General features: G+C 60.2%; 11 protein-coding genes and 3 tRNA genes. 6 read left to right on the top strand and 8 right to left on the bottom strand.

The genetic code is table 11. The annotated features are described in order from the left end of the window. Window positions 1-34 precede the first annotated feature (34 nt). Complete coding sequence (locus MHY08_RS07945) at window positions 35-2,086, bottom strand: cytochrome c oxidase assembly protein (protein ID WP_239236210.1); 2,052 nt, start codon at window positions 2,084-2,086, stop codon at window positions 35-37. A 66-nt stretch (window positions 2,087-2,152) separates the two neighbouring features. Between MHY08_RS07945 and MHY08_RS07940 the strand changes: the two genes are divergently transcribed. The 3 genes from MHY08_RS07940 (at window position 2,153) to cmrA (ending at window position 4,079) form a co-directional block, all read left to right on the top strand. Continuing rightward, a complete protein-coding gene (locus MHY08_RS07940; RefSeq protein WP_239236208.1) occupies window positions 2,153-3,070 on the top strand; it encodes a LysR family transcriptional regulator in 918 nt (305 codons plus the stop codon). 39 nt (window positions 3,071-3,109) lie between these two features. Next, a tRNA-Arg gene (locus MHY08_RS07935) sits at window positions 3,110-3,183 on the top strand. A 95-nt stretch (window positions 3,184-3,278) separates the two neighbouring features. Further along, window positions 3,279-4,079: a mycolate reductase gene (cmrA, locus tag MHY08_RS07930; protein ID WP_239236206.1), complete on the top strand. Its 801-nt coding sequence runs from the start codon at window positions 3,279-3,281 to the stop codon at window positions 4,077-4,079. On the opposite strand, the gene MHY08_RS07925 is transcribed toward cmrA, so the two are convergent. After that, on the bottom strand, window positions 4,076-5,623 hold the full coding sequence (locus tag MHY08_RS07925; RefSeq protein WP_239236204.1) for a sodium:alanine symporter family protein: 1,548 nt from the start codon (window positions 5,621-5,623) through the stop codon (window positions 4,076-4,078). The two genes, cmrA and MHY08_RS07925, sit on opposite strands and share 4 nt — an antisense overlap. Window positions 5,624-5,834: 211 nt before the next feature. Here MHY08_RS07925 and orn point away from each other — a divergent pair, with 211 nt between their 5' ends. Both orn and MHY08_RS07915 read left to right on the top strand, forming a co-directional pair. Beyond that, window positions 5,835-6,482, top strand: coding sequence for an oligoribonuclease (orn, locus tag MHY08_RS07920; protein ID WP_005327280.1), 648 nt, complete (start codon window positions 5,835-5,837; stop codon window positions 6,480-6,482). Between the two features lie 49 nt (window positions 6,483-6,531). Continuing rightward, a tRNA-His gene (locus MHY08_RS07915) sits at window positions 6,532-6,607 on the top strand. Window positions 6,608-6,635: 28 nt separating this feature from the next. Here the strand turns inward: MHY08_RS07915 and MHY08_RS07910 are convergent. Next, entirely contained in the window at window positions 6,636-7,592 is a 957-nt protein-coding gene (locus MHY08_RS07910; RefSeq protein WP_239236202.1) for an MsnO8 family LLM class oxidoreductase, read from the bottom strand. A gap of 29 nt (window positions 7,593-7,621) precedes the next feature. Then, window positions 7,622-8,851, bottom strand: coding sequence for an Ig-like domain-containing protein (locus tag MHY08_RS07905; RefSeq protein ID WP_239236200.1), 1,230 nt, complete (start codon window positions 8,849-8,851; stop codon window positions 7,622-7,624). A gap of 212 nt (window positions 8,852-9,063) precedes the next feature. Between MHY08_RS07905 and MHY08_RS07900 the strand changes: the two genes are divergently transcribed. Further along, a tRNA-Lys gene (locus MHY08_RS07900) sits at window positions 9,064-9,139 on the top strand. Between the two features lie 51 nt (window positions 9,140-9,190). Here the strand turns inward: MHY08_RS07900 and MHY08_RS07895 are convergent. From MHY08_RS07895 to MHY08_RS07880, 4 genes are all read right to left on the bottom strand, one after another. Then, entirely contained in the window at window positions 9,191-9,952 is a 762-nt protein-coding gene (locus tag MHY08_RS07895; protein ID WP_239236197.1) for an ABC transporter ATP-binding protein, read from the bottom strand. After that, window positions 9,943-10,998 (bottom strand): iron ABC transporter permease, encoded by a 1,056-nt coding sequence (locus tag MHY08_RS07890; RefSeq protein ID WP_239236195.1) that lies wholly within the window; start codon window positions 10,996-10,998, stop codon window positions 9,943-9,945. Before MHY08_RS07890 ends, MHY08_RS07895 begins: the two co-directional genes overlap by 10 nt. Continuing rightward, window positions 10,998-12,161, bottom strand: a complete 1,164-nt coding sequence (locus MHY08_RS07885; RefSeq protein WP_204611102.1) for an ABC transporter substrate-binding protein — start codon at window positions 12,159-12,161, stop codon at window positions 10,998-11,000. The genes MHY08_RS07890 and MHY08_RS07885 overlap by 1 nt, the downstream gene beginning before the upstream one ends. A gap of 90 nt (window positions 12,162-12,251) precedes the next feature. After that, window positions 12,252-13,529 (bottom strand): glutaminase, encoded by a 1,278-nt coding sequence (locus MHY08_RS07880; RefSeq protein ID WP_204611101.1) that lies wholly within the window; start codon window positions 13,527-13,529, stop codon window positions 12,252-12,254. Window positions 13,530-13,564: the final 35 nt, after the last annotated feature.

Raw genomic sequence — 13,564 nt, 5'->3', positions numbered from 1 at the left:
GTTTGGGGGCAATTTTGGGCCGGTTATCCACAGGCTAGCGCCCGCGGAAGCTCGATTCATCGCCGTGGCCCATATCCTGGAGCATCGCGTTATAGCGTTCCAATTCGGCATCATCGTCCGCATCCGCCTGCATATCGTGGCGGCGAGCCGTAGCGCGATCATCGCTGAGCCAATCCAGGAAGAGTTTGCCAAAGACGATAACCAGCGGGAACTGGCCAAAGCCCCACGCGATGCCGCCGCCCACGCGTTGATCTTGGAGCAGATCCTGATCCCAGGGCAGTTCCAAATACTGGTAGAAGTCTGCACCCAGCACACTTTGCAGCTGCATCAGGTACACGCCGGCAAAGAGGTGGAATGGCATGGAAAGGAACAGCACAGCCAATCGGAACGGGGTGGAGTGCCGCTTGGGCAGCGGATCCGGCCCGATGATTTCCCAGAAATAGAAGCAGCCGGAGATGATGAACGTAAAGTTCATAATGAGGTGGCCGGCGTGCTCGGAGATAGCGAATTGATATAGACCCGGGAACAAATACAGCACGTAGAGGAAAAATAGGTACTGCACGAGGTTGACAAACGGATTGGTAATAAACGCGACGATCTTGGACTGGGTGGCCGCCAGTGCATAGTCGTGCAGGCTGGGCTTCCCCTTCGGTCCTGCCTCAAAGGCCTCCATAAGCAGGGTCAGTGGCGCACCCAGAACGAGCAGGAGCGGGACCGCCATCGACAAAATCATGTGCACCAACATGTGCATGGAGTACATCGCCGGCATGTAGAGACCCATGCCGGTAGACATCACAAGGGTCAGGCCCAGCGCACCGCACATAAACCATGCGGTACGCCCCTTGCTCCAAGTCAGGCCGCGCTTGTGTACACGGTAGACGCAGTAGCCATAGGCCGCAGCCAAAAGCAGGCCAATGGTGCCAAACATGATGTCAAAGCGGAACATGGTCCATACGTTGAGCACCGTGGGCTTTTCAAACAGCTCATAGCCCATCAGAATCTGCATCGAGTTGAGGTTGGGATCCCGCGGTGCGGGCGGCACAGTGCGGCCCAGCGTGATGGCTACGCCAATGGTGGCGGCCATCACCGCTACTTCCACGATGGCAATGCGAATAAAAAGGCGCGGGTTCTTGCCCAGCTGCGGGATGGTGAGCTCGCGGTGAGCGAGGCCGAAAATGCCCAGCAAAATCGTCAGCACGAATTTGGTAATCAAAATGATTCCGTACGCAGAATCCACCAGATCGGAGATATTCATGCGGATGAGCGTGTTTATCAAGCCCGATACTGCCAAGACAACAATCGCCATAAAGGCGATACCGGAGTAGCGCTTCACCGCAAAGGCGAGGTTGGGGCCAAGGCGCCGACCATGGGCGATTAGCGCCATAAGCCCGCCTACCCAAAGCATGACAAAGACCAAGTGCCACAGGAGCGAATTGGTGCCGTAATCATGGTCGCCGCCCGCCGCGGAGTGGCCTTCCATGCCAATGGGTACGACCTGCATTATGGACAAGAAAAGCAGGACCGGCTGCATGGACCAGCCTCGGCCCACGAGACCGAGAACGCCCACTACTAGAGCGATGAGCACGGAGATTGCCCACACGATGGTGGTGGAAATTTCCGTCAGCGCCATTTTCATGATGGAAGGCTCGAATACCTGGGAAAAGGGCGCGCCGGTGAGGTCGGACATAATGAGCGGGATTTCCACGAGACCTACGGCCGCCATACCAAAGGAGGCCCAGGTGCCGGTGCGGGCGGCGATGTGGCCGTCGACGGACAAGGGGGCATCGATAAGCGTGGCATTGTCACCGCGCGGAGCGATGAGGAAGGACGAGGCCAAGAATGAGCCCACGGACAAAGCCATGAGAATCCACGCCACACCTCGAAAGAGCGGCAGGCCAAAGGTGGTTATGCGGCCGGGGTCCGGGATGCCCAGGGCCGCCAGGGAATCGGCCAGGAGGAACAGGGAAATAAAACCGGCAAGCAGGCCGGCAATAAGCATCGCTGCGATATAAATTCCCCAGGAAGAGCGGGGCTTCTTACCCGCTACGTTCACACTGTTAACCTGCTCATTTGCCATAGTGCGCATTGTATAGCGCGACCTAGTTTCTCACCTAACACACATTTTGTCTTTACATGTGTCATTATGGAGCTTATGGACACCCGTCAACTTCTTTATTTTCGCGCCGTTGTAGACAATGGCTCCTTCACGCACGCTGCCGAATCACTCGATATGACCCAGCCATCTCTGAGCCTTTCCATCCGGAAGCTAGAAAAGGAGCTCAACGCCCAGCTGCTTTCGCGCGGTCGCTCCGGTGTCTCCACCACTGAGGCTGGCGATTATGTCTACGAAACGGCCGTTAAGGTTGATGCGCTGCTGAGCGAAACCCAGCGCCATATCAGCGAAATCACCGGCGACAAGGCCAGCACCGTGTCGCTAACCTCCGGCGCCATTTTGAACTGGGAATTTACCCCTTCCGCCCTGGCCGAGCTCAAGCGGATTTACCCCACCGCCAATATCTCGCTGGACGACGCCGAACCGGCCACCGCCATCAAACACCTACTGGATGGCCAGGTGGACCTAGCGCTCTTGCCGACGTCCGATCCGAAGGCCTTCATTCGCCGCTACTCCCCCGAACTCACCGTCCACCAGGTGGCCACGTTCGATTACTCCGTCGCCCTTCCCCAGCGCCTCGCCGAGTTGGAATCCCCCGTCTCCCTCGCCGAACTGAAGAAGGAAACATGGCTTGTCCCACCGCGCAGCCGCGAACTTCCTGAACTGGCCGAGTTCTACCATGACCTGTGGAATAGCCGGCCGGGCCTCAAGCCGGAAAAGGCCCAGGAGGTCGCCAGCCTCAATAGCGCGATCCCTATGGTCTCCAGTGGCCTCGGCGTCAGCATCGTGCCCAATTGCGCACCTACTGTGCAGCCGCACGGCATCGTCACCCGCCCCATTGCTGATGACCTGCCGCGCTACTACGCCATCGTGGCCTACCGCACGGATCGCGAGCTGACCGCAGCTGCCCAAGACTTGGTGGACATCCTGCGCACGCCGCAGCGCACCCTGGCTTAGGTTTCCCCGCCCTCGTGGGCTACTATGAGTGCGTTGTAAGCCCCCATAGCTCAGTGGATTAGAGCAGTGGGTTTCTACCCCATGTGTCGCGGGTTCGAATCCTGCTGGGGGCACCGCGCGAAAGCCTTGAGGCGCCGAGTTTCTCGCCGCTTCAAGGCTTTTTGTTTACGCTAGGACTCACCATGCCCCACCCAGGAAAGGCTTAACCATGTCACTTCCCGTCCCTTCCCGCACGTCCTACGCCCTCGTTACGGGCGCCAGCCAAGGCATTGGCAAGGCCATGGCGCAGGATTTCGCAGCCCTGGGCTATAACGTCATCCTTGTGGCCCGCCGCCGCGAGGTCCTGGAGTCCATCGCCGCCGAGCTCGAGCAGCGCCATAATATCGAGGCCATTGCTCTACCGGCGGATCTAGCGGTAGCTGACGACGTCGCCCGTGTGGCCGAGACCATCGCCACCCGCGAGGTATCGATTTTGGTCAACTCCGCCGGCATCGCCAGCTTCGGCCCCTTCATGGACCAGGACTGGTCATACGAGACGACTCAGTTCGAGCTCAACGGAACTGCCGTCCACCACCTCACGCGAGCCGCCTTGGAACAGATGCTGCCTCGCCGCAGCGGCGCTATCTGTAATGTCGGCTCTGCCGCGGGCAATATCCCCATCCCCAATAACGCCACCTACGTTTTCACCAAGGCGGGCGTTAATGCGTTTACGGAGGCCCTGCACTATGAGCTGAAGGGCTCTGGCGTCTCGTGCACCCTGCTCGCCCCCGGCCCCGTGCGCGAGGCCACCATCGCAGAGGAAGACCAGTCGATCGTGGATAAGGTGGTACCTGACTTCTTGTGGACCACCTACGAGTCATGCTCCCAAGAAACCATCGAGGCCATGCGCCGCAATCAGCGCCGCGTGGTGCCCGGCCCGCTATCTAAGGCGATGAATACCCTCAGCCAGGTGCTGCCCACCCCGGTGATTGCACCGCTGGTAGGCAGCTTCTACGCCAAGATGGGCTAGGCCCCGGCGCCTTCTAAGTCCTTGTCTTTGTCTTTGAGCACGCTGCCCTCGCCGCGTGCTCGTTTGCGCTCTACCCAGAAGTCCGCATTCTTAATGCCCAAAGCTTCTGGGTCGAACTGCGGATCCTTGCCGGCCTTCTTCTGCTTTTCGTAGTCCTTGAGTGCCTTAAGCGCAGGGACCTGCAGGAAGAGGATGGCGATGATATTAAGCCATGCCGTCGTGCCGACACCGATATCGCCCAGCGCCCACGCCGCACCCGGAGTGGTGGTGGCGCCAACCACGACGGAAACAATAATCAGCGCGCGCAGCACCCAAATCAGGCCACGGCGGGCCGTGCGGGAGCGGACCCAACGGTTGAAGTAGGTCAGGTTGACTTCGGACATGTAGTAGTACGCCAGGACCGTGGTAAAGGCGAAGAAGGCAATGGAGACGGCGATGAAGGTTGGGCCCCAACCGGCAAAGACGCTATCGAGGCCGGACTGCACGTAGCCAGGGCCAACCTCGACGCCATCAGGAAGCGAGCCGTTGTAGACCACCTCACCGTCCTCGGAGCTGCCGCGGAAAACGGTGTACATGTCCGTAGAAATAATCATGAACGCGGTGGCCGAGCAGACAAAGAGCGTATCGACGTACACCGCGAAGGACTGCACAAAGCCCTGCTTAGCGGGGTGGGAGACCTCGGCGGCTGCAGCGGACTGCGGGCCGGTACCCTGGCCGGCCTCATTGGAGTAGATGCCGCGCTTAACACCCCACATGATGGCCGCGCCCAGCATGCCGGAGAATCCGGCTTCCATATTGAATGCGGACCTGAAGATGAGCCCGAAGACCTCCGGAATCTGCGAGAAGTTCATACACATGACCACCACGGAAATCACGATATAAATGACCGCCATGAATGGCACGACAATGGTGGCGAAGGTCGCAATGCGCTTCACGCCGCCAATAATGATGATGGCCAGAATGCCCGCCAAGACGACGGCTGCCCAGGTGGAGTTGATGCCCCAGGCGGTATCGGCCGCGGCGGCCACCGCATTGGCCTGGATGGCAGGCAAGAAGTAGCTGGTAGCCAAGATCATGGCGACGGCAAACACGATGCCGTAGACCACCATGAACGGCGCCGCCTTAGTGTGCTTGTAGGCCTTTTCGATGTAATAGGCGGGCCCGCCGCGGTACTCACCGGTGTCCTGGTCCTTCCCCTTGTAAATCTGCGCCAACGTACTTTCGATGAACGAGGTGGACGAGCCCAACAGCGCCACTGCCCACATCCAGAACACGGCGCCAGGCCCACCGAAGGCGATGGCTGTGGCCACGCCGGCGATATTGCCCACGCCCACGCGGCCGGAGAGCGAAACCATCAAGGATTGGAAGGAAGACACGCCATCGGCGGACCTTTCTCCGTTAACGATCTGCTTGAGCATGTCCGGTATGCAGCGCACCTGCAGGCCGCGTGTCACCACGGTGAAATAAATACCCGCGCCGAGGCATAAAAACACCAAGACGGGGGACCAAATTACGGTATTGAGGGCATCGAGGAAGTTTGCCATCTAGTCTCTCCTAAGTCTGTCGCACCTCCCGAATGAAGAGCGATTAACCAGAGTGTGACCTAACTCACATCTGCGAGTGAGGCAAATCACCGATTAATTTTATGCAGTACGGTGCCACACTTTCTAAAAGGTTGCGCTGCCCAGTAGTAATCGCCCCTCCAGGGCAGCCCGGCTCGTACCCCATACAGGGGTAAAAGCACGCGGGCGTAGAATGGGCCGCATGCCACATTCCGAGATAGCCGCAAAACACGACCGCCTCGTCTGGATCGATTTGGAGATGACGGGCCTCGACCCCGAGCGCCACGTCATTGTTGAGGTCGCCGCCGTCATCACCGATGGCAACCTCAATATCCTGGGCGAAGGCATCGACCTCGTCGTCCACGCCACCGAGGATGAGCTGGCACAGATGGATTCCTTTGTTACACAGATGCACGCTAAGTCCGGGCTGGATAAGGAAATCCGCGAGTCCACCACCTCCATCGGAGAAGCCGAGGATGCCGTACTCGCGCTCATCAATGAGCATTGCGATCCCGAGCACCCCGCTCCCCTGGCCGGCAATTCCATCGCCACGGATCGCACCTTCATCCGCACTTATATGCCGCGGCTCGATAGCGCCCTGCACTACCGCATGATCGACGTCTCCACCATCAAGGAGCTTGCCCGCCGGTGGCACCCGCGTGCTTACTTCAACCAGCCCGATAAGGGCATGGCCCACCGCGCACTGCAGGACATCATCGAATCCATCCGCGAGTTGGACTTCTACCGCCGCAGCGTCTTCCGCACCGACGAGGGCCCCACCTCCCCCGAGGCGGAGGAGATCAAGGCCGAAACCACCGCAGATTACCAGGCGTTTTTGTAATTTAGGCGGCGTGAGTTAACCTATATCTCGTTGCTTTCACGCAGCGATGGTGGCTGTAGTTCAGCTGGTAGAGCACCAGGTTGTGATCCTGGGTGTCGCGGGTTCGAGTCCCGTCAGCCACCCCAAGTGCCCGAGCCTTGCGCTCGGGCTTTTTCAGTTTTCCACCTGCATGCTCGCCAGCAGCTCCTCCGAGCGTGCCCGACCGGCCACATCTGGCATATCTCCGGTCACCACAAACTCACTCACGCCCAGCCGCTTGCCGACGTCCCTTAGTTCCTCCCCCACCTCCTCTACCGTTCCCCACACGTCATGGGCCAGGGCCTCCTCAATGCGCCGGCGCTGCTGCCCCGTCAGCGCATCCATATCCAGCTCTCCTGCAGGCCGCAGGGCCGCGAACTCGCCGTTGGATTGCGCGAGTACCTTGGCATAGGCCTCCGGTAACAACAGATCACGGGCGGCCGCGGACGTATCGGCAACGGCGATATTGAGCGAGGAGATGATAGGTGGGGCGTCGGCAAGCGCATGCTCCCGATACACCCGCGCGGCTGCCTCCTGTATGGCCACTGGGCCGCCTAGGATGACGCCGAGCCCCATCTTGGCCGCAACCATGGCCGATCGAAAGCCCGCCAACACGTAGATCGGCGTGCCCGCATACTCCGGCCGCACCGTCACCGCTTCCTCGCCGCGCAGGTAGCGCAACAGCGTCGCCAGCTCCGCCTCAAAGCGCTGCTTCACCTCGGCCGGGTCGCCCTGGCGCAGCGCCCGCCGCACCGGGCCGGTAAAGCCGACAGAGGAACCAATTCCAATATCGATGCGCCCAGGATACAGCGCCTCGAGGAGATTAATCTGCTCGGCCACCAGAAACGGCGGATGATTCAGCAGCATGATGCCGGCCGTGCCCACCCGAATGCGCTGCGTGTGCGCCGCCACGTGCGCCGCCAGCATGCCCGGCTGGCCCGCTGGAATGCCCGGCACGCCGTGGTGCTCGGCCACGAGAAATCGTCGGAAACCAAGCCGCTCTACATGCCGGGCGTGCTCAGCCACCTGGTCCAACGGCCCTGCCGCCGCGCGGTCTAAAACAGAAAAGCGCATGGCCACCACTGTAGCCATGCGCTCATCGCCTGCGCCGCTCTTGGGCGCTACTGATTGGCATCCGCGTTGCCCTTGGACCACTCGTCCCAGGACATATTCCAGTCACCCAGGCCGTCCATCGCATTAAGCGTTTCACCGTAGGTATTGAACACGCGCACCACGTCGCCGCGCTTCATCGTCTCCTGGAACCACTGGGCGGCCTCCGGCGTCACGTTAATGCAGCCGTGCGAGGTATTGGTATTGCCCTGCGCCCCTACGGACCACGGAGCGGAGTGAACATAGATGCCGGAATAGGACATCTGGGTAGCCCAGTCCACGGTCGTGCGGTAGCCGCCTGCCTCATGGGCTAGGCCAAAGGTCTCGGAGTCCATCAGCAGCTGCGGGTGCTCATCGCCAATGATGTAGCGCCCGTTTGGCGTATCGTACTGATAATCGCGGCCGAGCGAGACCGGGATGGCGCGCAAGAACTTCTTATTCTTAAAGACCTTCATGGTCTTGGTGGCGTTATCGATAATCGCCACGGTGCGGTCACCGATGGTGAAATTGGTCTTGGCGTTCTCGCCGCCGTAGATTCCACCACCCAGGTCCTTGCCGTACTGGTCCACCTTTACCTCAACCTTGGTGCCTGGCTCCCAGTATTCCTTTGGACGCCAGCGCACCTCCTGGTTGTTGACCCAGTAGAAAGCGCCCTTAACCTCAGGGTTGGTGGTCACAGTAATGGTCTTCTCGGCCGCCTTGCGGTCCGTAATCGGCACGCCGAAGTTCACGCCAATGACCTGGCCTACGCCAACCTCAGAATCCGGGATTGGGCTAAGCGAGACCTCGGCAACGCCCGCTGCTTGCGGGGTGGAAAAGCTGAGGTGCTTCTTGTTGCCATCCACATCGGAGGCCACGATGGAATAGGTGTGGTTATAGCCCAAGTCCTCCGCGGTAGACCACGTCTTGGCATCCTTGGAGAGCTTTTCTTTGACTTCCACGCCCATTTCATTGGTCATGGTGACGCTCTTGAGCTTGCCGGTGGTCTTCACGGTGACGGGCTGGGACGGATCCACGTTCTGCGCCCCGTCTTTCACGGAAGCCTTCAGACCATCCTTTTTCTTTTCGGACTCTTTGCCACCATCCTTCGCGCCGTTCGCGCTTGCGGCGGCGGTGGATTCTTGGTCAGCGGCCTGATTCTCGGCAGAGGAATCGGAGGAGCAGGAGGCGGCGGCTAGGGAAATGCACGCAACACCCGCGGCCGCGATGAGGCGGCGCGCACTAGGGAGGGAATGTTTCACTGAGTTGCCCTTAGACACGTTATTGCTGCTTTCAAAGACCAATTTAGATTAGCGTCTCGCTCCAGCAATTACCAGAAGCCACTTCAGGCATTAACCAATTCGTTATACACTCCTAAAAACATGCGATGACCAGGCGATTTTACACTTTTCAAGAATGGCTGCTAGAGTATCTACTCGTTGCACAGAGAGCCACACGGCAGGAAGTCAACAATGCGCCATTAGCTCAATTGGCAGAGCAACTGACTCTTAATCAGTGGGTTCGGGGTTCGATTCCCTGATGGCGCACCACTTAAAAATTTAAATTAAAAAATTAGGCCGGGCAATCGCCCGGCCTTTTTGCTATCTCACCCGCAGCGGCGCAATGAGTGGAGCGCCGCCATGCTGGACGACGTCCGCCTCTACCCCATACACGCCTTCCACGAGTTCCCCCGTGAGAACGTCCGACGGCGCGCCCTGAGCGCGAATATGGCCCTTCTTAAGCACCACCAGCTGGTCGCACATGCGCGCAGCCAGGTTGATGTCGTGGATGGCCACTAGGCCTAGGCTGCCGTCGCGCTTCGCCTTCACACGCACCTCATCCAATACAAAGATCTGGTGGTGCAGGTCGAGGGCGGACGTAGGTTCGTCGAGAAGCATCAGGCCTGGGTTGCCCACCAACATCTGCGCCACCGCCACCAGCTGGCGCTGGCCGCCGGAAAGCTCATTGAGGTAGCGCGAGGCAATCGCGTCCAGGCCCAGCGAGTGCAGCACCTCACCGGTGCGCGTAATCGGGTCCTCGCAGGCCTCACGGCGCGCAGAGATCAGCACGGCCTCAAATGCCCGCAGCGCGGCTGTGCTCGTGAGATCCTGCGGCACGTAGCCGATGAGCTGCCGGCGACGCTTGCCGCGCGGGGCCGTGCCATCGACGCGGAAATCCACCTCACCATCGCAGCCGCGGTGCACGCCGGCCAGGGACTTGATAAGCGTGGTCTTGCCGGAGGCATTCGGACCCAACAGGCCCACCAACTGCCCGCCGTGGAGTTTTTCCACATCCACGGACTCCAGCACGCGGTGCTTGCCATAGGCCGCACTCAGCCCGGAAATAGTCAGTTCTACGTCCACAATGCCCTCCTTCGGGTCATAACGATGGCAATGAAGAATGGCACGCCCAGAAGCGAGGTAACAATGCCAATGGGAATAGCCAGGCCCGGCTTAATCATCAGGCTCACCGCATGCGCGGCACACATCACGGCCGCGCCCGCCGCCATGGAGGCCGGCAAGAAGTAGCGCTGGTCCTCGCCCACCAACATGCGGGCGATGTGCGGGCCTACCAAGCCAATGAAGCCGATGATGCCCGCGAAGGCCACGGTGGTCGCCGCAACGAGCGAAACCACGATGAGCACTACAACGCGCAGGCGGGAGGTATTGATGCCCATGGCGGTAGCGCGGGCGTCGCCAAGCCGCAAGGCAGTAAGGCGCCAGCCCAGCGCCCACAAAATGGGCAGGGCGATAATCAGCACGGCCGCCAGCACGCCGTTGGCCGCCCAATTGGCGCGGGTAAGCGAGCCCATGGACCAAAAGACGATCTGCTGCAGCGCCTCGGCCGAGGACTGGTACTGGATAAGCGCCAGCATGGCCTGGAAGAAGAACACCAAGCCGATGCCCAGCAGCACCATAGTCTCCGCCTTCGCGCCCCGGATGACGGCCGCAACCACGATGATGGCCGTCGCCACTGCGGCCGCGAGCCACGCCACCAGCGCTAGGTTGAACTGCGGCTGCGCAATCAGCTGCCACTTGAGCACGATGGAGGTCGCGCCGCCAAACGCGGCGGCCGCCGAAATGCCGAGCGTAAAGGGCTCGGCCAGCGGATTATTGAGGATGGTCTGCATTTCCGCGCCGGCCAAAGACAGGGCCATGCCGATGAGCACGGCCATCACGGCCATAGGCAGGCGCAGCTGCCACAGCACCGTGCGCGTCTGGTCATCCAGCCCCGCGGGATTCACGATGCCCTTCATGACCTCGCCCGGGCTGATATCAATCGCGCCCACAAAGTTGCTGATGATAAAAGCCACGGCCGCAATCAGCGTCAGGCCCGCCACAATACCGATGCGTTGCCACGTTAACTTCTTATGCTGCCGCGCTAGCGCGGCTACCTCTGCGCCCTCCATTAGTTGGTGCTAAAGAAGGTTCCCTCGCCAGAGACCGGCGAGTACTTTTCTTGCGCGTCCATCCACTGCTTGGCGACGTCCATATCGGCATACGCCTCCGGATCAATCCACTCGGCGACCTGCAGCAGCGCCAGGTAATTAAACGGCGAATCATAGAACTGGTGCCACATGCTGTGGAAGTGGTGCTCCTTGACCGCACGCAGCTTATCGAAGCCGGCCTGCTTGCCCGGCAGCTTAGCCACACTGCCCTTGGCTTCCTTTTCATCGATGCCATAACCGACGGCCGCATAGCCGACTGGGTGACCCTCATCGTCCTTCATATCGGACCAATCGCCACCGGTAGCAATGATCATGTCCGGGTCGGCTTCTAGGACCTTTTCCGGGGTGATTGTGCCGGACTCGCCCGGGATGATTTCATCGGCAATATTCTCGCCGCCGGCCGCGTTGACCAGCTGGGAGATATTGGAATCGTTCCACGAACCGCAGCAATCGGAAACGCCGGCCGCACGCCAGACGAAGGTCCGCGGCTTATCCTTAACCTTCTCCGCGCGTTCCTCCACCAAGTCCACGGTCTTTTGCCAATCCGCGTTGAATTCCTCCGCGCGGTCCTCTTGGCCGAAGATTTCGCCGAAGATGTCCATGGTCTTAGGCGTATTCTCCAGCGGGTCGCGGCGGAAGTCGGTCACCGCGTACTTCAGGCCGGCCTGCTCCATCTTGTCGGTCAGGCCCGCTTCGCGGGAGGCATCGTATTGATCCAGCGACAGCACGATGAGATCCGGATCCAAGCTCACAAGCTTCTCCACGGTGACATCGCCTTTGGTGAAGCCGCCAATCTCCGGAACCTCGTTAACGGAGGGCAGCTCCTTTTCCAGCGCGTTGTAGTAATCCGGCACGTTTTGCTTCAAGTCCGTGCCAATGCCGACGACCTTATCCAGCGGATTATCGGTATTGAGCACGCCGGTGGCAAAAATCGATCGACCCTCCCCCAAAATCACGCGATCGGGAGCCTTATCCAGTTCCACATCACGGCCGGTGATATCGGTGAAGGAGAACTCAGCATCGCCGCTGGAGCCGCCAGCTACTTCCTCAGCCGCGCCGCAGCCGACGAGCGCGGTTGCCGACGCCGCCACAACCGCCATCACCTTGAAGGGGGTATGAGCCATTTTTAGTCCTTGGTTGTTGGATGCCCTCGCGGCAGCCGCGAGGAGCCTTACATAGGACATCCTAACCTGACTAAGTAAGGTAACCCAAACCTAAACGGGTTCACCGTTGATCGTGTAGTCTTCCGGCTCTCCCTTGGGCACCTCGGTGCCGTCCGACATGGTGCGATCTTCCAGCTCCCCATCCGGATCCACGATGGCAATATCGAAGCCAGACTCGCGAATTCGGCGCAGCCCCTCCTTCAGCATGCGTCGGCCCATGCGGTTCGTGCCCGTAATATGCGATAGCTCGAGCACCACCGTGCCCTCGCCAAAATCCGACTCCATCAACTCGTACAAGATAGTCTCGGCCGCGTTGAAGTTGATCAGGCCCTGCAGGTAGATCACGGTCAGCTCCGCGTCCTGCTCCACCTTGCGCACCGGGTTCACGCCATAGCGCTCGTCCGTAGACATCAGGTGCAGGCCCATGTCCTTCGACAACAGCTTGAACGCATCCACCCCGCGCACCGAGTTGCCTTCCTTGTTCAGTCGCGGCGAGAATGTCGCCACGCCCAGCTGGCCCGGCAGCGTGCCCAGCAGGCCGCCCGAAACACCCGACTTCGCCGGGATACCCACCTCGGCCATCCATCGGCCGGCGCCGTCGTACATGCCAGCCGAGCTCATTACCGATAGCGTCAACCGGCACACGTCCGCATCGAGAATCTTGTCCCCCGTCACCGGCTGCACGCCACCATTCGCCAACGTTGCCGACATCACGGCCAAATCCCGCACCGTCACCACAATCGAGCACTGCTCAATATAGGTCGACACCGCATCGTGCGCCTCGTCCTGGATGATGTCGTAGTTGCGCAACATGTGCGCCAGCGAGAGGTTGCGTTCGCTGACTTCCAGCTCGGAGGAACGCATGGCGTCGTCGATAAGCAAATCGCGCCCCGCCAGCCGCGAAAAATAGGTGCGCAGGCGCTCCACGCGCGCGGCAGGCTCCGAATCCACGCCATTAATCAGCTGCGTGACCGCAATCGCGCCCGCATTAATCATCGGGTTGACCGGCCGATGGTCATCTCGGTTGAGCGAAAGCTCGTTGAAGGCCTCGCCCGAAGGCTCCATACCCACAATCTCGCGCACCGCGGAAAGACCAAGCTCCTGGAGAGCCAGCGCATAAACAAAAGGCTTGGACAAGGACTGAAGGGTAAATTCCACCTCATCATCGCCCGCAGAATAAACGTGGCCGGTGGTGGTGCACATCGCGGCGCCGAGGTATTCAGGCTCCGCCTTAGCCAGCTCCGGAATATAGTCCGCCACGGCGCCGTCGCGATTATCGCGCACCTTGGTGAGGATTTCCTGCAAATAAAAAGGGATTGGTGTCTTCATCCCAACCCAGCCTACGAAAAAAGTCCCCGCGGTGT

The organism is Corynebacterium sp. ACRPJ (assembly GCF_022347345.1).
Taxonomy (GTDB): domain Bacteria; phylum Actinomycetota; class Actinomycetes; order Mycobacteriales; family Mycobacteriaceae; genus Corynebacterium; species Corynebacterium tuberculostearicum_D.
This window is presented reverse-complemented; position numbering and strand designations above follow the sequence as displayed.